17 protein-coding genes are annotated in these 18,992 nt (G+C 65.1%); 12 read left to right on the top strand and 5 right to left on the bottom strand.

Annotated elements, in window-relative coordinates; all coding sequences use genetic code 11:
- Positions 1-2: 2 nt before the first annotated feature.
- From P0Y43_RS22115 to aspA, 3 genes are all read right to left on the bottom strand, one after another.
- Complete coding sequence (locus P0Y43_RS22115) at positions 3-1,043, bottom strand: histone deacetylase family protein (protein ID WP_275639399.1); 1,041 nt, start codon at positions 1,041-1,043, stop codon at positions 3-5.
- A 162-nt stretch (positions 1,044-1,205) separates the two neighbouring features.
- Positions 1,206-2,198 carry an AraC family transcriptional regulator gene (locus P0Y43_RS22110; protein WP_275639398.1) on the bottom strand — a complete coding sequence of 331 codons (993 nt, stop codon included), beginning with the start codon at positions 2,196-2,198 and terminating at the stop codon, positions 1,206-1,208.
- A gap of 174 nt (positions 2,199-2,372) precedes the next feature.
- Positions 2,373-3,797: an aspartate ammonia-lyase gene (gene aspA / locus P0Y43_RS22105; RefSeq protein ID WP_275639397.1), complete on the bottom strand. Its 1,425-nt coding sequence runs from the start codon at positions 3,795-3,797 to the stop codon at positions 2,373-2,375.
- Positions 3,798-3,977: 180 nt separating this feature from the next.
- Here aspA and P0Y43_RS22100 point away from each other — a divergent pair, with 180 nt between their 5' ends.
- The 5 genes from P0Y43_RS22100 (at position 3,978) to P0Y43_RS22080 (ending at position 7,599) form a co-directional block, all read left to right on the top strand.
- Positions 3,978-4,919 (top strand): LysR substrate-binding domain-containing protein, encoded by a 942-nt coding sequence (locus tag P0Y43_RS22100; RefSeq protein ID WP_275639396.1) that lies wholly within the window; start codon positions 3,978-3,980, stop codon positions 4,917-4,919.
- Positions 4,920-5,091: 172 nt separating this feature from the next.
- Entirely contained in the window at positions 5,092-5,583 is a 492-nt protein-coding gene (gene purE / locus P0Y43_RS22095) for a 5-(carboxyamino)imidazole ribonucleotide mutase (RefSeq protein WP_186670110.1), read from the top strand.
- A 10-nt stretch (positions 5,584-5,593) separates the two neighbouring features.
- Positions 5,594-6,676 carry a 5-(carboxyamino)imidazole ribonucleotide synthase gene (locus P0Y43_RS22090; RefSeq protein WP_275639395.1) on the top strand — a complete coding sequence of 361 codons (1,083 nt, stop codon included), beginning with the start codon at positions 5,594-5,596 and terminating at the stop codon, positions 6,674-6,676.
- Positions 6,677-6,771: 95 nt separating this feature from the next.
- The gene (locus P0Y43_RS22085) at positions 6,772-7,017 is read left to right on the top strand and encodes a GlsB/YeaQ/YmgE family stress response membrane protein (protein ID WP_054892962.1); all 246 of its coding nucleotides are present in this window, start codon (positions 6,772-6,774) and stop codon (positions 7,015-7,017) included.
- Positions 7,018-7,029: 12 nt separating this feature from the next.
- Positions 7,030-7,599, top strand: a complete 570-nt coding sequence (locus P0Y43_RS22080; protein ID WP_275639394.1) for a DUF3299 domain-containing protein — start codon at positions 7,030-7,032, stop codon at positions 7,597-7,599.
- 37 nt (positions 7,600-7,636) lie between these two features.
- Here P0Y43_RS22080 and P0Y43_RS22075 read toward each other — a convergent pair whose 3' ends face one another.
- Both P0Y43_RS22075 and P0Y43_RS22070 read right to left on the bottom strand, forming a co-directional pair.
- A complete protein-coding gene (locus P0Y43_RS22075) occupies positions 7,637-8,533 on the bottom strand; it encodes a D-hexose-6-phosphate mutarotase (RefSeq protein WP_275639393.1) in 897 nt (298 codons plus the stop codon).
- A 72-nt stretch (positions 8,534-8,605) separates the two neighbouring features.
- Positions 8,606-9,004: an acyl-CoA thioesterase gene (locus tag P0Y43_RS22070; RefSeq protein WP_275639392.1), complete on the bottom strand. Its 399-nt coding sequence runs from the start codon at positions 9,002-9,004 to the stop codon at positions 8,606-8,608.
- A gap of 362 nt (positions 9,005-9,366) precedes the next feature.
- Here P0Y43_RS22070 and P0Y43_RS22065 point away from each other — a divergent pair, with 362 nt between their 5' ends.
- The 7 genes from P0Y43_RS22065 (at position 9,367) to P0Y43_RS22035 (ending at position 18,871) form a co-directional block, all read left to right on the top strand.
- Positions 9,367-10,656, top strand: a complete 1,290-nt coding sequence (locus tag P0Y43_RS22065) for an MFS transporter (RefSeq protein WP_275639391.1) — start codon at positions 9,367-9,369, stop codon at positions 10,654-10,656.
- 215 nt (positions 10,657-10,871) lie between these two features.
- Positions 10,872-11,870, top strand: a complete 999-nt coding sequence (locus tag P0Y43_RS22060) for a phosphate ABC transporter substrate-binding protein PstS (RefSeq protein ID WP_275639390.1) — start codon at positions 10,872-10,874, stop codon at positions 11,868-11,870.
- A gap of 145 nt (positions 11,871-12,015) precedes the next feature.
- Positions 12,016-14,304: an ABC transporter permease subunit gene (locus P0Y43_RS22055; protein WP_275639389.1), complete on the top strand. Its 2,289-nt coding sequence runs from the start codon at positions 12,016-12,018 to the stop codon at positions 14,302-14,304.
- Positions 14,305-14,321: 17 nt separating this feature from the next.
- Positions 14,322-15,992 carry a phosphate ABC transporter permease PstA gene (gene pstA, locus P0Y43_RS22050; protein WP_275639388.1) on the top strand — a complete coding sequence of 557 codons (1,671 nt, stop codon included), beginning with the start codon at positions 14,322-14,324 and terminating at the stop codon, positions 15,990-15,992.
- A 72-nt stretch (positions 15,993-16,064) separates the two neighbouring features.
- Positions 16,065-16,898, top strand: coding sequence for a phosphate ABC transporter ATP-binding protein PstB (gene pstB, locus P0Y43_RS22045; RefSeq protein ID WP_275639387.1), 834 nt, complete (start codon positions 16,065-16,067; stop codon positions 16,896-16,898).
- A gap of 131 nt (positions 16,899-17,029) precedes the next feature.
- Positions 17,030-17,800 carry a phosphate signaling complex protein PhoU gene (gene phoU, locus P0Y43_RS22040; RefSeq protein WP_275639386.1) on the top strand — a complete coding sequence of 257 codons (771 nt, stop codon included), beginning with the start codon at positions 17,030-17,032 and terminating at the stop codon, positions 17,798-17,800.
- Between the two features lie 165 nt (positions 17,801-17,965).
- On the top strand, positions 17,966-18,871 hold the full coding sequence (locus P0Y43_RS22035) for a response regulator (protein WP_275639385.1): 906 nt from the start codon (positions 17,966-17,968) through the stop codon (positions 18,869-18,871).
- The last annotated feature ends 121 nt before the right edge of the window (positions 18,872-18,992 follow it).

Here is an 18,992-nt window from a genome sequence, read left to right as displayed (position 1 = left end):
GATCAGGCTCCTGGCTGGGCGCGCTGGAAGCCTTCCAGCACATTGACCGCGTTGATGCCGATTTCCTCCACCGCGTAGCCGCCCTCCATCACGAACAGGGTCGGCTTGCCCAGCGCGGCGATGCGCTCGCCCATCTTCAGGTAATCCGGGCTGTCGAGCTTGAACTGCGAGATCGGGTCGTCCTTGAAGGTGTCCACGCCCAGGGAGACCACCAGCACGTCCGCATCGAAGGCGGCGATGTGCTGGCAGGCGTCGTCCAGGGCGCTGCTCCAGGCGGCCCAGCCGCTGCCGGCGGGCAGCGGGTAGTTGACGTTGCAGCCTTCGCCGGCACCCGTGCCGGTCTCGTCGGCATAGCCGAGGAAGAACGGGAACTCGTCCTGCGGGTCGCCGTGGATCGAGGCGAAGAACACGTCGGCGCGGTCGTAGAAGATGTCCTGGGTGCCGTTGCCGTGGTGGTAGTCGACGTCGAGGATGGCGACCTTGCGCTGGCCTTGGTCGATGAACGCCTGGGCGGCGATGGCGGCGTTGTTCAGGTAGCAGTAGCCGCCCATCACTTCGGCGGCGGCGTGGTGCCCCGGTGGCCGGCACAGGGCGAAGGCGCAATGGGCGCCTTGCTGGATCGCGGCCTGGGCGGTCAGGGCGACTTGGGCGGCGCTGTAGGCGGCCTGCCAGGTGCCGACGGTGATCGGCGCGCCGGCGTCGAAGCTGTAGTAGCCCAGTTCGCCATGCAGGCCAGTGGGTTTCTTGTGGCGCAGGGTGCGGGCGGGCCAGGTGTAGGGCAGCAGGTCGCCCTCTTGGCCCATCTGCGCCCAGCGCGCCCAGGCGCCTTCGAAGAAGTCCAGGTAGGCGGCGCTGTGCACCCGCAGCAGCGGGGCGCGGCCGAAGTCGTCGGGGCCTTTGACCGGGCCGAGGTGGCGTTCTTCCACCTGGGCGAGGACGTGGTCGGCGCGCGAGGGCATCTCGAAGCACGGCATCAGCTTGCCGTCGATCAGCTCGCAGCGGCCGTGGTGCAGGCGATGGTCATCGGAATAGATCGTCAGCATTTTTTGTTCTCCGGGGTTACTGGCGTGGCCTCATTGTGGGAGGTGGCCCAGTGGGGGAGAACGACGGAAACGGCCAAAAGGGGATCGATGTGGCCAACGGGCGGTTGTGGGTAGTCTGTGCGGGCGCTATCGCGGGACGAGCCCGCTCAGGTTCTGCACCGACTACCCCCGATAATGGCTGGGAGCGACGCCACTCCAGCGCTGGAACGCATGCCGGAAACTCGCCGTCTCGCTGAACCCCAGACGCTCGGCGATACGGTAGATCGGCATCTGGTCCTCGGCCAGCAACTGCTTGGCACGTTCGAAGCGCAGTTCGTCGAGCAGCTGTTGATAACTGCTGCCCATCGCCTGCAGGTGGCGGCGCAGGGTGCGCGACGAGCAGTTCATCTGGCGCGCCAGCCCCTCCAGGCCGGGCGCGGCATCCAGTTGCTGGAGCAGCAGTTGGCGAATCCGCCCCAGCCAGGCCTGGCGTCCGGTGAATTCCAGGTTCAGCAGGCGGCAGCGCTCGCTCATGGCCTTGTGGGTGATCGGGTCGGCCAGCGGCAGCGGCATGTCCAGCCAGCGGCGTTCGAAGGCGAAGGCGTTGTCGCTGGCACCGAACTCCAGCGGGCACACGAATGCACCGGCGTAGAGCGGGTGGTAGCCAGGGCGTGCATGTTCGAAGCGCGCGCCGAGCAGCGGCAGCGGGCGGCCGAGCAGGTCGTCGCAGATGACTTTCAGCGACACCAGGCAGAATTCGGCATTGAACGCGGCCAGTGCCGGGCTTTCGCGGTAGTCGCTGGCGCTGAGCCAGACGCGCTGGCCATCGTCGACCAGGCGCAGTTGGAAGATTGTTCCCAGCAGTGCCGGATAGCGCAGCGCCAGGCGCAGGGCGTCACCCAAAGTGGCACTGGAGAGCAGGGCGTAACCGAGCATGCCGTAGCACGACACATGCATGCGCCGCCCCAGCTCCAGGCCGATCTCCTCGCGGCGGGCCACGGCGTTGGCGCACACCTGCAGCTCTTGCTGGGTGGTGATGCGCGCGTCCGGCAGGCCCAGGTCGGCCGGGCCTATGCCGCTGCCGGCCAACAAGGCGGACGCCGCGCAGCCCTCCTCCTGGAACACGTTGAGGATCAGCGAGACGGCATTGAGGGTGGTCAGGTGGCTGTGCAGCATGCTCGGCATCCCGTTGGGCTGAGGGGCATTATGGAGCAAGTTGTGTGCCGTCTGGCGCAACCTCGCCAACGTGGGGGCAGACATAAAAAAAGGGCCCGGAGCGTGCGCTCGGGCCCTTGAAAGGTTGAGAGGTGTCTAGTCCCTCGACCTGGTGAGACGTCTACAGCGGTCGGGTTACGCCTTCAGCGGAACCAGACGGGGAGCGATCATGTTTTCCGGACGCAGGATGTCGTTGAGCATCGCTTCGTCCAGCAGCTGTTCCTCGCGCACCAGTTCCAGCACGCCGCGGCCGGTTTCCAGGGCGACGCGGGCGATACGGGTGGCGTTTTCGTAGCCGATGTACGGGTTCAGGGCGGTGACCAGGCCGATCGAGTGCTCGACCAGTTCACGGCAGCGCTGTTCGTTGGCGGTGATGCCGACGATGCAGTGCTCGCGCAGCATGTCCATGGCGCGTTGCAGCAGGCGGATCGAGTCGAAGATCTTGTAGGCGATCAGCGGCTCCATCACGTTCAGCTGCAGCTGGCCACCTTCGGCGGCGACGGTCAGTGCCAGGTCGTTGCCCATGATGGCGAAGGCGACTTGGTTGACGGCCTCCGGGATCACCGGGTTGACCTTGCCTGGCATGATCGAGCTGCCCGGCTGGCGTGCCGGCAGGTTGATCTCGTTGATGCCGGTGCGCGGGCCGCTGGACAGCAGGCGCAGGTCGTTGCAGATCTTCGACAGCTTGACCGCGGTGCGCTTGAGCATGCCGGAGAACAGCACGAAGGCGCCCATGTCGGAGGTGGCTTCGATCAGGTCGGCGGCCGGTACCAGCGGCTGGCCGCTGATGGCTGCCAGGCGCTGCACGGCCAGGGCCTGGTAGCCCGGGTCGGCGTTGATGCCGGTGCCGATGGCGGTGCCGCCCAGGTTGATTTCGGTCAGCAGTTCCGGGGCCAGCGAGCGCAGGCGCTGCAGGTCTTCGGTCATGGTGGTGGCGAAGGCGCGGAATTCCTGGCCCAGGGTCATCGGCACGGCGTCCTGCAACTGGGTACGGCCCATCTTCAGTACGTGGTCGAACTCCTGGCCCTTGGCGGCGAAGGCCTGGATCAGGCTGTCGAGGCTGCTCAGCAGGGCATCGTGGCCCAGCAGCAGGCCCAGGCGAATGGCGGTCGGGTAGGCGTCGTTGGTCGACTGCGCCATGTTCACATCGTTGTTCGGGTGCAGGTACTTATATTCACCCTTCTGGTGACCCATGATCTCCAGCGCAACGTTGGCGATGACCTCGTTGGCGTTCATGTTGGTCGAGGTGCCAGCGCCGCCCTGGATCATGTCCACCACGAACTGCTCGTGGAAGTCACCACGGATCAGGCGGGCGCAGGCCTCGCTGATGGCGGCATGCTTGGCATCGCTCAGATGGCCCAGCTCACGGTTGGCGTCGGCAGCGGCCTGCTTGACCATGGCCAGGGCCACGACCAGCTTCGGGTAGTGCGACAGCGGAACACCGGAGAGATGGAAGTTGTTGGCAGCGCGCAGGGTCTGGATGCCGTAGTAGGCATCGGCAGGGACTTCAAGGGTACCAAGCAGGTCTTTTTCGACGCGGAACGATGCAGCGGAGGACATGACGGATATCATCTCGATTTAAACCCGGCACCTGCCGGAATGCCGCCAATCCTAGGTCTCGGCGGATTTTGCGGCCAATGCTGTTGCACGCTAACCTATGCACAAACGGCATACGGATTGATGTGACGCCGATTGACAATCGAGCGTGTTCCATTTTGGTGCGCGCCTTCGGAGCAGTGCATGAACCTTGAAAGCAAATGGCTGGAAGATTTCAGCGCCCTGGCCGCCACGCGCAGTTTTTCCCAGGCGGCGGAGCGGCGTTTCGTGACCCAGCCGGCGTTCAGCCGCCGCATTCGCAGCCTGGAGGCCGCCCTGGGGCTGACCTTGGTCAACCGTTCCCGCACCCCGATCGAATTGACCGAGGCGGGGCAGCTGTTTCTCGTCACTGCGCGTACCGTTGTCGACCAGTTGAGCGAAGTTCTCCGCCATTTGCATCACCTTGAAGGCGGGCAGGGCGAGGTGATCCAGGTCGCCGCCGCGCATTCGCTGGCCTCGGGCTTCTTCCCCCGTTGGGTGGCGCAACTGCGCAACGACGGCCTGAACATCGCCACCCGCCTGGTGGCCACCAACGTCGGGGATGCCGTGCATGCCCTGCGTGAGGGCGGCTGCGACCTGATGCTGGCGTTCTACGACCCGGACGCCGCCTTGCAGATGGATGCCGAGATCTTCCCGTCCCTGCACATGGGCACCACCGAGATGCTGCCGGTGTGCGCGGTGGGTGCCGACGGCAAGCCGCTGTTCGACCTCGAAGGCGAGGGCAGCGTGCCGCTGCTGGCCTACAGCGCCGGGGCCTTCCTCGGTCGTTCGGTCAACCTGCTGCTGCGCCAGCGCAACCTGCGCTATACCACGGTGTATGAAACCGCCATGGCCGACAGTCTCAAGAGCATGGCCCTGGAAGGCATGGGCATCGCCTGGGTGCCACGGCTGTCGATGCGCGGCGAGCTGGAGCGCGGTGAGCTGGTGATCTGCGGTGGCGGCCAGTGGCACGTGCCGCTGGAAATCCGCCTGTACCGCTGCGCCCTGGTGCGCAAGGCCAACGTGCGTTTGCTGTGGCGCAAGCTGGAAGGTGGCGCGATGGCCGGCGCAGTTGACCTGAAAGTCAGTCAAGGCCCCGAAAAATAAGGGCGACAGTTGGTCGCCGGGGTGCCTTTAAGGCACCGCGTTACGGTATACTGCGCGGCCCTTTGACCGGATGCGTTTCCGGTCGTGATCAGCAAACAAGCCACGCCGGTCGTCCCGCGTGGCTTGTTGTTTTTTGACGCGCCCAAGGGCGCACAAGCGAAGAGGCTCGACGATGAGTGCACTGGTTGGCGTGATCATGGGCTCCAAGTCCGATTGGTCCACCCTTAGCCACACCGCCGATATGCTGGAAAAACTCGGCATTCCCTACGAGGTGAAGGTGGTTTCCGCCCACCGTACCCCGGATCTGCTGTTCCAGTACGCCGAGGAGGCCGAGGGCCGTGGCATCGAGGTGATCATCGCCGGTGCTGGTGGCGCCGCCCACCTGCCAGGCATGTGCGCCGCCAAGACCCACCTGCCGGTGCTGGGCGTGCCGGTGCAGTCCTCGATGCTGTCGGGCGTCGACTCGCTGCTGTCGATCGTGCAGATGCCGGCCGGCATCCCGGTCGCCACCCTGGCCATCGGCAAGGCTGGCGCGATCAACGCCGCACTGCTGTCGGCGAGCATCCTGGGTGCCAAGCACCCGCAGTACCACGCGGCGCTCAAGCAGTTCCGCACGGAGCAGACCGAAACCGTCCTGGACAACCCGGACCCGCGCCAGGCTTGAGGCTAACGACATGAAGATCGGTGTAATCGGTGGCGGCCAACTGGGCCGCATGCTGGCCCTGGCGGGCACCCCGCTGGGCATGAACTTCGCCTTCCTCGACCCGGCCCCGGACGCCTGCGCCGCCCCGCTGGGCGAGCACCTGCGCGCCGACTACGGCGACCAGGACCACCTGCGCCAGCTGGCCGACGAAGTCGACCTGGTGACCTTCGAGTTCGAGAGCGTCCCGGCCGAGACCGTGGCCTTCCTGTCGCAGTTCGTGCCGGTCTACCCGAGCGCCGAGGCCTTGCGCATCGCCCGCGACCGCTTGTTCGAGAAGAGCATGTTCCGCGACCTGGGCATCCCGACCCCGGCCTTCGCCGACATCCTCTCGCAAGCCGACCTGGATGCCGCGGTGGCCAGCATCGGCCTGCCGGCGGTGCTCAAGACCCGCACCCTGGGCTACGACGGCAAGGGCCAGAAGGTCCTGCGCAGCGCCGAGGACGTGGTCGGCACCTTCGCCGAACTGGGCAGCGTGCCGTGCCTGCTGGAAGGTTTCGTGCCGTTCACCGGTGAAGTCTCGCTGGTCGCCGTGCGTGCCCGCGATGGCGAAACGCGCTTCTACCCGCTGGTGCACAACACCCACGAGAGCGGCATCCTGCGCCTGTCCGTGGCCAGCCAGGGCCACCCGCTGCAGGCGCTGGCCGAGGACTACGTCGGCCGCGTGCTGCAAAAGCTCGACTACGTCGGCGTGATGGCCTTCGAGTTCTTCGAGGTCGACGGTGGCCTGAAGGCCAACGAAATCGCCCCGCGCGTGCACAACTCCGGGCACTGGACCATCGAAGGCGCCGAGTGCAGCCAGTTCGAGAACCACCTGCGGGCGGTCGCCGGCCTGCCGCTGGGCTCGACCGCCAAGGTCGGCGAGAGCGCCATGCTCAACTTCATCGGCGAAGTGCCGGCGGTGGACAAGGTCGTGGCCATCGACGACTGCCACCTGCACCACTACGGCAAGGCCTTCAAGGTCGGGCGCAAGGTCGGCCACGCCACCCTGCGCTGCCAGGACATGGCCACCCTCGAGGCCAAGATCGCCGAAGTAGAGGCGTTGATCGCCGGCTGATCGAACTTCTGCCGGGGCCGCACCCTCTGAGATGGCAACACGCCAAAGCACTGTCTAGGCTTTGGCGTGTTCCATTTCACTGCAGAGGGATTGCCATGGGCATCATTGGAACCATCTTCATCGGCCTGATCGTCGGCCTGCTGGCGCGCTTCCTGAAACCGGGAGACGACAGCATGGGCTGGATCATGACCATCCTCCTCGGTATCGCCGGCTCCCTGGTCGCCACCTACGGCGGTCAAGCCCTGGGCATCTACCAGGCCGGGCAGGCGGCGGGCTTCTTCGGCGCGCTGGTCGGTGCCATCGTGCTGCTGGTGATCTACGGATTCATCAAGAAACGCTGAACACAGGCTAGAATGCGCGGCAATTCACCTGAGTTGCCGAGCATTGCCATGCGTGCGTTGTTTCTCCTTCCCCTGTTGCTGGCCAGCACCCTGGCCCATGCCGAGCTGCCCGAGACCGACTGGCTGGAGCTGATGCCCAAGTCGGACCAGAAGGCCCTCGAAGCCATGCCCGAAATCGACCACAACTCCCCCGAGGCCAACGGCATCTTCGACCAGAAGGGCGGCCTGAAGCAGAGCAAGGGCCTGCCGGCGGTGATGTATTCGACCAAGACCGTCGCCGCCATGAACGGCAAGCAGATCCGCCTGGGCGGCTACCCGGTGCCGCTGGAGAGCGATGCCAAGGGCAATAGCACACTGTTCTTCCTGGTGCCGTACCCAGGGGCGTGCATCCACGTGCCGCCGCCGCCGCCGAACCAGCTGGTGCTGGTGCGCTACCCGAAGGGGTTGAAGATCGCCGATATCTACACGCCGCTGTGGGTGACCGGCACGTTGAAGGTGGAGAAGGTCAGCAATGACCTGGCGGATGCGGCCTATGCGCTGGATGCGGGGAAGGTGAGGGTGGTCGAGGACGCTGACCTCTGAGGTTGCCGGGGCCGGGCAGCGGCCCCGATGCTGTGGATCAGATCGCTTCACTCCCGATGCTCACCCCCATCGAGTGGCTCGCCCCTGGCTTGAGCTCCACCACGTCATCCCACACGTTCGCCGTCTCGATGCACAGCATGCGCTGCCAGCCATCGTCGGCCATGTCCGGCAGGTCGCGGGCGCGGTCGGTCCAGGGGTTCCAGATCACCGCCGTGCGTGAGCCGCTGGCGCGCAGGGTGATGCGCCGGCTCCAGTGCGGGTCGACGATGCTCAGTTGCGCAGGGGTGTCGAGGTAGATGCGGTCGGTCTCGCCGGTAAAGCCCAGCGCGCCTTGCTGCTGGCGCTGTTCCCAGTTGGCCAGGGTTTCGATATAGGCCAAGCCGTCGACACCCTCGACCCGTGCCTGGCGCACATCGCTGACGGCAAAGTAGCTGTGCAGCGCCTGGCTGAGGGTCACGCTGTGGTTGCCCTGGTTATGGCTGGTCAGGGTCACGCTCAGTTGCTCGCCCAGCTCGATGGTCAGCTTGAGTTCAACGACATGCGGCCACCCCGGCAGGTCGCCGCGGGCTTCGGGCAGGGTGAACTCGATGCGCAAGGCGTCGCCACGTTCCTCGACCCCCAGCAACTGCCAGTCACGCCCACGCACCAGGCCATGGGCCGGGGGCTGCGCGCCCTGGTACTGGCTTTTCACCGACTCGGGGTTGCGTTCGAAGATGCCGAACCATGGCCAGCACACCGGCACGCCTGCGCGCACTGACTTGCCCTGGCGGAAGATGGCCTGGTCGCTGAGCCACAGCAGCGGCGGCTCGCCCAGCCGCTGGTAGCTGAGGATCTGCGCGCCCTGCTGGGCGATCAGGAGTTCGGCGCGGTCGCTGGTGATGCGCCAGCAGTTGAGTTCGCCGTGTTGCTCGGTTTCGACCTGGAAGGTAGCCATGCGCTTGTCTCGTCGATTACGGGTGAGGCCGTTGGACCTCGCGTGATGCAACGAGTTTACCGCGCGCCTGGCTCAGCGACGAGGGACGGAGCGGGTGCGGCCACTGCCGTCGATGGCGACGAACACGAACACCGCTTCGGTGACCTTGCGCCATTCGCTGGACAGCGGGTCGTCGCTCCACACCTCGACCATCATCTGGATCGAGCTGCGGCCGATCTCCAGGGTCTGGGTATAGAACGACAGTTGCGCGCCCACGGCCACCGGCACCAGGAAGGCCATGCGGTCGATCGCCACCGTGGCCACCCGGCCACCGGCGACGCGGCTGGCCATGGCGGTGCCGGCCAGGTCCATCTGGGCGACCAGCCAGCCGCCGTAAATATCGCCGAAGCCGTTGGTTTCACGGGGCAGCGCAGTGATCTGCAAGGCAAGGTCGCCCTGCGGGATAGGATCTTCTTGTTCGAGCTCAATCATGTCGTGGGGCCTCTGACCCGTGACGCTTCGTTGGTTGGCGCAGTGACGGACGCCTTAAAAAACGATTCAGCCGGAAACATACTACGCTGATTTCGCTTCGGTGGGCGGCCAAAGGGAAACTCTGCGAAACCGCCCGAGCACTTTAAGACGGGCGTTTTCGCACAACATCCCACATCCAGAGCAACCTTTTCCCACGAGCAGGCAGTATATAGACGCAAAAAGCCAGCGACGACCGTGCATTGATGAATAACTGTAGGGTTTTTGTATCGCTATGAGCGGCGCACGGCAATTTGTTATCTTCCCGGTTCCCAGTCCAGAAGCCGTGCCCAACGCGGCCTGCAAGCCCTATAAAGAGACCGTCCATGACCTCCGTGCCGAACAGTATCGAGCAGCCCTCGCGGCCGCTGACCCGCAGTGACTACAAAACCCTCTCACTGTCCGCCCTCGGCGGAGCGCTGGAGTTCTACGACTTCATCATTTTCGTGTTCTTCGCCACGGTGGTGGGCAAGCTGTTCTTCCCGGCGGACATGCCCGAGTGGCTGCGCCTGATGCAGACCTTCGGCATCTTCGCCGCCGGCTACCTGGCGCGCCCCCTGGGCGGGATCATCATGGCGCACTTTGGCGACCTGCTTGGGCGCAAGAAGATGTTCACCCTGAGCATCTTCATGATGGCGCTGCCGACCCTGATCATGGGCCTGCTGCCGACCTACGCGCAGATCGGCCTGTGGGCGCCGATCCTGCTGCTGCTGATGCGCGTGGTGCAAGGCGCGGCGATCGGCGGCGAGGTGCCGGGCGCCTGGGTGTTCGTCTCCGAGCACGTGCCGGCGCGCAACACCGGCTACGCCTGTGGCACCCTGACCGCCGGCCTGACCGCGGGCATCCTGCTGGGCTCGCTGGTGGCCACGCTGATCAACACCGTCTATACCCCTGCCGAAGTGGCTGACTACGCCTGGCGCATCCCGTTCCTGCTGGGCGGTGTGTTCGGCCTGTTCGCGGTATACCTGCGCCAGTGGTTGCACGAGACCCCGGTGTTCGCCGAGATGCAGCAGCGCAAGGCGCTGGCCGAGGAGCTGCCGCTGCGCGCGGTGCTGCGTGACCATCGTGGCGCGATCATCCTGTCGATGCTGCTGACCTGGCTGCTGTCGGCCGGCATCGTGGTGGTGATCCTGATGACCCCGGCGTTGTTGCAAAGCCTCTACCACGTCAGCCCTACCGATTCGCTGAAGGCCAACAGCCTGGCGATCGTGCTGCTCAGCCTGGGCTGCATCGGCGCGGGCAGCCTGGCCGACCGCTTCGGCGCGGGCCGGGTGTTCGTGATCGGCAGCCTGGCGCTGCTGGCGTCGTCGTGGGCCTTCTACCACAGCCTGCCGACCCGGCCGGACCTGCTGTTCCCGCTGTATGCCCTGACCGGTTTGTTCGTCGGGCTGGTGGGCGCGGTGCCGTATGTGATGGTCAAGGCGTTCCCGGCGGTGGTGCGTTTCAGTGGGTTGTCGTTCTCCTACAACGTGGCCTACGCGATCTTTGGCGGGTTGACGCCGTTGGTAGTCACCTCGTTGCTCAAGTTCAGCCCGATGGCGCCGGCGTATTACGTGGCGGGGTTGTGTACCGTCGGTCTGTTTGTCGGGATCTATCTGCTGGTCAACAAGCGCTGAGGCGTCGGTGCCGGCCCTATCGCGGGGCAAGCCCGCGATAGGGCCATCCGCCCCGCAAATCCTTTCCCCTGCAACACCCTGAAAAGGCCATCCCGGATACCCGGTGATGGCCTTTCATCCAATTGTCACATTCAAGTCATATCGTGTTCATGCGGCCTGCTGATACTTGGGCCCGATCCATCCAACACACCCAATATTCCTGCTAGGAGCAAGGCATGAAACTGAAGCGTTTGATGGCGGCCCTGACCTTTGCCGCCGCTGGCGTTGCCACCGCCAATGCGGTCGCCGCTGTCGATCCTGCAATCCCGACCTACACCAAGACCACTGGCGTATCGGGCAACCTCTCCAGCGTCGGTTCCGACACCCTCGCGAACCTGATGACCCTGTGGGCCGAGTCCTACAAGAAGGAATATCCGAACGTAAACATCCAGATCCAGGCCGCCGGCTCCTCCACCGCGCCACCCGCGCTGACCGAAGGCACCGCCAACCTGGGCCCGATGAGCCGCAAGATGAAGGACGTCGAGCTGCAGGCCTTCGAGCAGAAGTACGGCTACAAGCCGACCGCCATCCCGGTCGCCGTCGACGCCCTGGCCGTGTTCGTGCACAAGGACAACCCGATCCAGCACCTGACCATGGAACAGGTCGATGCGATCTTCTCCTCCACCCGTCTGTGCGGCGGCAAGGCCGACGTCAAGACCTGGGGCGACGTGGGTGTGACCGGCGACCTGGCCAACAAGCCAATCCAGCTGTTCGGCCGCAACTCGGTATCCGGCACCTACGGCTACTTCAAGGAAGAAGCCCTGTGCAAAGGCGACTTCAAGCCTAACGTCAACGAACAGCCTGGCTCGGCGTCGGTCGTGCAGTCGATCAGTTCCTCGCTGAACGGCATCGGCTACTCGGGCATCGGCTACAAGACCGCCAGCGTCAAGACCGTGGCCCTGGCCAAGAAAGGCAGCAGCGAGTTCATCGAGGACACCGAAGAGAACGCCCTGAACGGCAAGTACCCGCTGTCGCGCTTCCTGTACGTCTACGTCAACAAGGCCCCGAACAAGCCTCTGGCCCCGCTGGAAGCCGAGTTCGTCAAGCTGGTGCTGTCGCAAGCTGGCCAGCAGGTCGTGGTGAAGGATGGCTACATCCCGCTGCCGGCCAAAGTGGTCGAGAAGACCCTGGCTGACCTGGGCCTGTCCCACAGCGCCAACGTTGCCAAGAAGTAAGCAGTAACCGGGAAGGGGTCGGCACCCTGATGCGCCGGCCTCTTTCACGAATTCATCAGTCCGAAGCCAGGGTGCCTGAGCGTCGGGCTTTTTTGCGTCACTGCATTGTCATGTTTCTGTCATACGGGACCGCTAGGGTGTGCGCATGAATGATCTGGCCAACTCCACAATGACCCAAAATTCCCCTCCCGTGCGGATTGACTTCAATACGCCCGAGTTGCAACGCAAGCGCCGCATGCGCGCCCTCAAGGACCGCCTGACCCGCTGGTACGTACTGGTGGGCGGGCTTGCCGTGCTGGCGGCGATCACGCTGATCTTCTTCTACCTGGCCTATGTGGTGCTGCCGCTGTTCCAGGGCGCCGAGCTGACCAGCAAGAAGGCCCTGGAACCAACCTGGCTGCAACAGGATGCCGGCAAGCCGCTGATGATCGCCCTCGAGGAGCAGAACCTCGTCGGCATGCGGGTTTCCGACAAAGGCCAGGCGCTGTTCTTCGACACCAAGACCGGTAACGAGCTCAAGCGCGTCGACCTGCCCTTGCCAGCGGGCACCCAGGTCAGCTCGATCGGCAGCGACCAGCCGGGCAGCCCGCTGGTGGTGCTGGGCTTGTCCAACGGCCAGGCACTGGTGTTCCACCACGCCTACAAGATCACCTACCCGGACAACAAGAAGACCATCGAGCCGGGCATCGACTACCCCTACGGTCAGCAGCCGTTCGTGCTCGACGACCAGGGCAACGCCCTGGAGCATGTGAGCCTCAACGTCAACGGCGAGACCCTGCTGCTGGCCGGCTCCAGCGGCTCGCACCTGCAAGTGGTGAAGCTGGAACGCACGGAAAACATGATGACCGGCGAGGTCAGCACCGAGCAGAACCGCATCGATCTGCCGCAGATGACCGAGCCGGTCAAAGCCATCTTCGTCGACCCGCGCCAGCAGTGGCTGTACGTGCTCAACGGGCGTGCCCAGGCGGATGTCTTCAGCCTGCGCGAGAAGAGCCTCAATGGCCGCTACAAGCTGCTGGAGGACGGCAATGCCGAAATCACCGCCAGCGGCCAGTTAGTCGGTGGCATCTCGCTGATCTTCGGTGACTCCAAGGGCGGCCTGAGCCAGTGGTTCATGGCCCGCGACCCGGATGGCGAGTCGCGCCTGAAGCTGATTCGCAGCTTCCAGCTGGGCAAGGCGCCGATCGCCCAGATCGATGCCGAGGAGCGCCGCAAGGGCTTCATCGCCCTGGACACCGAGGGCAAGCTCGGTGTGTTCCACAGCACCGCGCACCGCACCCTGCTGGTCGAGCCGGTGGCCCCGGGCGCCGGCACCCTGGCGCTGTCGCCACGCGCCAACCGCATCGTCATCGAGGAAGGCGGCAAGCTGCTGCCGCTGAGCCTGCGCAACCCGCACCCGGAAGTTTCCTTCAGCGCGCTGTGGGGCAAGGTGTGGTACGAGAACTATGACGAGCCGAAGTACGTCTGGCAGTCCACCGCGTCGAACACCGACTTCGAGCCCAAGCTGAGCTTGTCGCCGCTGACCTTCGGTACCCTGAAGGCCGCGTTCTACGCGATGATCCTCGCTGCCCCGCTGGCCATCGCCGCCGCCATCTACACCGCCTACTTCATGGCCCCGGGCATGCGCCGCAAGGTCAAGCCGGTGATCGAGCTGATGGAAGCGATGCCGACGGTGATCCTCGGCTTCTTCGCCGGCCTGTTCCTGGCGCCGTACCTCGAGGGCCACCTGCCAGGCGTGTTCAGCCTGCTGTTGATCCTGCCGGTCGGCATCCTGGTCGCGGGCTTCGCCTGGAGCCGCCTGCCAGAGTCGATCCGCCTGCGCATCCCGGATGGCTGGGAAGCGGCGATCCTGATCCCGGTGATCCTGGCGATCGGCTGGTTCGCCCTGTACATGAGCCCGTTCCTGGAAAGCTGGTTCTTCGGCGGCGACATGCGCCTGTGGATCACCCACGACCTAGGCATCACCTACGACCAGCGCAACGCCCTGGTGGTTGGTATCGCCATGGGCTTCGCGGTCATCCCGAACATCTACTCGATCGCCGAAGACGCCGTGTTCAGCGTGCCGCGCAGCCTGACCCTGGGCTCCCTGGCCCTAGGCGCGACGCCGTGGCAGACCCTGACCCGCGTGGTCATCCTCACCGCCAGCCCGGGCATCTTCTCGGCGCTGATGATCGGCATGGGCCGTGCGGTGGGCGAGACCATGATCGTGCTCATGGCCACCGGCAACACCCCGGTGATGGAGCTGAACCTGTTCGAGGGCATGCGCACCCTGGCCGCCAACGTGGCCGTGGAAATGCCTGAATCGGAAGTCGGCGGCAGCCACTATCGTGTGCTGTTCCTCGCCGCCCTCGTGCTGCTGATGTTCACGTTCGTCATGAACACCTTGGCCGAGCTGATTCGCCAGCGCCTGCGCAAGAAATACTCCTCGCTTTGATAGAAAGGTAGAGATCCGTGAAAAAGGATTCCCTCAAAGGCTGGTTCAAGAGCGGTGCTCCCGGCGTGTGGATCAGCGGTGGCGCGGTCGCCATGGCGGTGATCATGACCGTCGGCCTGCTGGCAGTGATCGCCGTGCGCGGCCTGGGCCATTTCTGGCCAGCCGACCTGGTCCAGGCCACCTACAAGGTACCGGGCCAGGCCGACCATGTGATCGTCGGCGAAGTGGTGCAGAAGGAAGAAGTGCCGCGTGAGCGCCTCAAGAGCGCCGGCTTGCCGGTGCCCGACCAGGGCCCGGAGTTCATGACCCGCGAGCTGGTCAAGGTCGGTAACCGCGACCTCAACGGCAGCGACTTCACCTGGCTGGTCGGCGAATGGCTGGTGGACCAGCGCAAGCCGGTCGACCTGATCGCCCTGGAGCGCCGCGAGTGGGGCAACTTCTACGGCTACCTGGTCAGCGTCAAGGAAGAAGGCCGCGTGGTCGCCGAAGGCCCAAGCGCGTGGAACGAGCTGCAAAGCCGCCTCAAGCGCGCCAGCGAGCTGAACGACCAGCTGCAGAGCCTGGAGAAGAAGGACATCGGCGCCATCAACCATGGCCTGGAGCGCCTGCGCCTGCACAGCCGCAAGCTGGAGCTGGACGGCAAGCTGGACGCCGCCGCCCAGGCCGACATCGAGGCCGAGCGCGCCGAGCTGAACAGCCGCTACAAGGCCATCGAAGAGCGCCTCACCGGCCTGCACCAGGCCTTCGCCCGCGACAGCCTGGTGGCCCGCGATGGCAATGGCCGCCAGGTGGAGATCAACCTGAGCAAGGTGGTGCATGCCATCCAGCCCAACGGCATGTCGATCACCACCAAGCTCGGTGCCTACTTCGCCAAGGTCTGGGAGTTCCTCAGCGACGACCCGCGTGAAGCCAACACCGAGGGCGGTATCTTCCCGGCGATCTTCGGCACCGTGATGATGACCCTGATCATGGCCGTGATCGTCACCCCGTTCGGCGTGCTGGCGGCGGTGTACCTGCGTGAATACGCCAAGCAGGGCCCGGTGACCCGGTTGATCCGCATCGCGGTGAACAACCTGGCCGGTGTTCCGGCGATCGTCTACGGCGTGTTCGGCCTGGGCTTCTTCGTCTACGTGCTGGGCGGCTCGATCGACCGGCTGTTCTTCCCCGAGTCGCTGCCGGCGCCTACCCTGGGTACCCCGGGCCTGCTGTGGGCCTCGCTGACCCTGGCGCTGCTGGCGGTGCCGGTGGTGATCGTGGCCACCGAGGAAGGCCTGGCGCGGATCCCGCGGACCGTGCGCGAAGGCTCGCTGGCCCTGGGCGCGACCAAGGCCGAGACGCTGTGGAAGATCGTCCTGCCGATGGCCAGCCCGGCGATGATGACCGGCATGATCCTCGCCGTGGCCCGCGCCGCCGGCGAAGTGGCGCCGCTGATGCTGGTGGGCGTGGTGAAACTGGCGCCGTCGCTGCCGGTGGATGGCAACTACCCCTACCTGCACCTGGACCAGAAGATCATGCACCTGGGCTTCCACATCTACGACGTCGGTTTCCAAAGCCCCAACGTCGAGGCCGCGCGGCCGCTGGTGTACGCCACCGCGCTGCTGCTGGTGCTGGTGATCGCCACCCTCAACCTCTCGGCGGTGTGGATCCGTAACCACCTGCGCGAGAAGTACAAGGCCCTCGACAGCTGACCCTGATTGCCAGCGCGCCGCCCGCCAGCCGGGCGGCCCCTTGAAACGAATTGATAGCGTATGGAGTTGACCATGCAGCAAGAATCCCACGCCCACGGCATCGACATGTCGGCCCTGGGCCGCGACAAGCAGAGCCTGCGTCTGGCCGAAGAGACCGTGGCCATCGAGGTCCCGGGCCTGTCCCTGTTCTACGGCGACAAGCAGGCGCTGTACGACGTCAAGATGAACATCCCCAAGCAGCGCGTGACCGCCTTCATCGGCCCGTCCGGCTGTGGCAAGTCGACCCTGCTGCGCACCTTCAACCGCATGAACGACCTGGTCGACGGTTGCCGCGTGGAAGGCGCCATCAACCTGTACGGCAACAACATCTACCGCAAGGGCGAGGACGTCGCCGAACTGCGTCGCCGCGTTGGCATGGTGTTCCAGAAGCCCAACCCGTTCCCCAAGACCATCTATGAGAACGTGGTGTACGGCCTGCGCATCCAGGGCATCAACAAGAAGCGCGTGCTCGACGAGGCCGTCGAGTGGGCCCTGAAGGGCGCGGCGCTGTGGGAGGAAGTCAAGGACCGCCTGCACGACTCGGCCCTGGGCCTGTCCGGTGGCCAGCAGCAGCGTCTGGTGATCGCCCGCACCATCGCCGTGGAGCCGGAAGTGCTGCTGCTCGACGAACCGTGCTCGGCGCTGGACCCGATCTCGACGCTGAAGGTCGAAGAGCTGATCTACGAATTGAAATCCAAGTACACCATCGTCATCGTCACCCACAACATGCAGCAGGCGGCGCGGGTGTCGGACTACACCGCGTTCATGTACATGGGCAAGCTGATCGAATTCGGCGATACCGATACCCTGTTCACCAACCCGGCGAAGAAGCAGACCGAGGACTACATCACTGGTCGTTACGGCTAAGGCGCGTTTGGCGCAGCTGCAAGCTTCACGCTGCAAGCTGCAAGAGCAGTGGCTAGCACCAGGCCAGGGAACGACACGAACCACTTGAAGCTTGCAGCTTGAGGCTCGCAGCTTCTTCGCGGAGCGAAAGCATGATCAACAAAGAAAGCCTTACGCATCACATCTCCCAGCAGTTCAACGCCGAGCTCGAAGAGGTGCGCAGCCACCTGCTGGCCATGGGCGGCCTGGTCGAGAAGCAGGTCAACGACGCCGTCACCGCGCTGATCGAGGCCGACTCGGGCCTGGCCCAGCAGGTGCGCGAGGTCGATGAGCAGATCAACCAGATGGAGCGCAACATCGACGAGGAGTGCGTGCGCATCCTCGCCCGTCGCCAGCCGGCCGCCTCCGACCTGCGCCTGATCATCAGCATTTCCAAGTCGGTGATCGACCTGGAGCGCATCGGCGACGAGTCCACCAAGATCGCCCGCCGCGCCATCCAACTGTGCGAGGAGGGCGAGTCGCCGCGCGGCTACGTCGAGGTGCGCCACATCGGCGACCAGGTGCGCAACATGGTCCGTGACGCCCTGGACGCCTTCGCCCGCTTCGATGCCGAGCTGGCGCTGTCGGTGGCCCAGTACGACAAGACCATCGACCGCGAGTACAAGACCGCCCTGCGCGAGCTGGTGACCTACATGATGGAAGACCCGCGCTCGATCTCGCGGGTGCTGAGCGTCATCTGGGCCTTGCGTTCGCTGGAGCGTATCGGCGACCACGCGCGCAATATCTCGGAGCTGGTGATCTACCTGGTGCGCGGCACCGACGTGCGCCACCTGGGCCTCAAGCGCATGAAGGCCGAGGTCGAGGGCGATACCGGCGAAGCGGCTGAAAGCGCTAATGTTCCGGCTGAACCGGACGATAAATAGTATTGCTCCCGCGCATCAACGCCCGGCCTCGTCCGGGCGTTTTCGTTCTTGGTGGGGCATCCAGCAGGCACCCGCGAACGTTCTTGAGCTGTCCCGGCGTGACCAGTGGTTTGGCAAATAGCCATCAGTCGGCGGTATGCTAGTCGGGATTCAAGAGGAGTATCGATGAGTAAAGTCAATGTGCTGGTCGTGGACGATGCGCCGTTCATCCGCGACCTGGTGAGGAAGTGCCTGCGCAATGCCTTCCCCGGCATGGTCATCGAAGATGCGGTCAATGGCCGCAAGGCCATGGCCATGCTGAGCAAGGAACGTTTCGACCTGGTCCTGTGCGACTGGGAAATGCCTGAGATGTCGGGCCTTGAACTGCTGACCTGGTGCCGTCAGCAGGAAGAGATGAAAGCCCTGCAGTTCATCATGGTGACCAGCCGTGGTGACAAGGAGAACGTGATCCAGGCCATCCAGGCCGGGGTCTCGGACTTCGTCGGCAAGCCGTTCACCAACGAGCAGCTGCTGACCAAGGTGAAGAAGTCCCTGACCAAGATCGGCAAGCTCGACGCCCTGGTGGCCAGCGCGCCGGCACGAGTCAATTCGGCGTTCGCCAACGATTCGTTGAGCGCCCTGACCGGCGGAAAGCCGGAGGCCGTGAAGGTGGCGCCCGCACCGGCACCGGCGGCGGCCAAGCCGCTGATCAGCGCCCCGGCCCCGCAGAGCGCGGCGGCGGCGGCGGCCCAGACCGGGCGCGGTCAAGGGCAGTTGCGGCTGTCGAGCGGCACCCAGCCGTGCGTGATCAAGGCCCTGAGCCTCAAGGAAGCGCTGTTGGTGGTACGCCGCAGCGCAACTCTGCCGCAGGTGCTGGAAGGCGCGGTGCTGGACCTGGAGCAAGGCGAGAACGCCGAGGTCGCGCGGTTGAATGGTTACCTGCATGCCATCGCGGCGCTGGAGCCCAAGCCTGAAAGCGACTGGTTGCAGTTGACCTTCAAGTTCGTCGACCAGGATGCGCAGAAGCTGGACTACCTCTCGCGGCTGATCGCTCGCGGCACGGCGCAGAAGCACTTCACCCCCGGCGCCTGAGCCGGCCCTATCGCGGGGCAAGCGCGCCTACAGGCGAGCGCTTGCCCCGCCATCGCTTCACCGCCCGACCAACTGCCATACCCCATCGAAATCCCGCTGCTAGGCTTCCAGACATAATAAC

Origin of the sequence: Pseudomonas entomophila (assembly GCF_029193575.1) — a bacterium.
GTDB lineage: Bacteria > Pseudomonadota > Gammaproteobacteria > Pseudomonadales > Pseudomonadaceae > Aquipseudomonas > Aquipseudomonas entomophila_G.
Note: the sequence above shows the minus strand (reverse complement) of the source record. Positions and strands in the feature narration are given on the sequence as shown.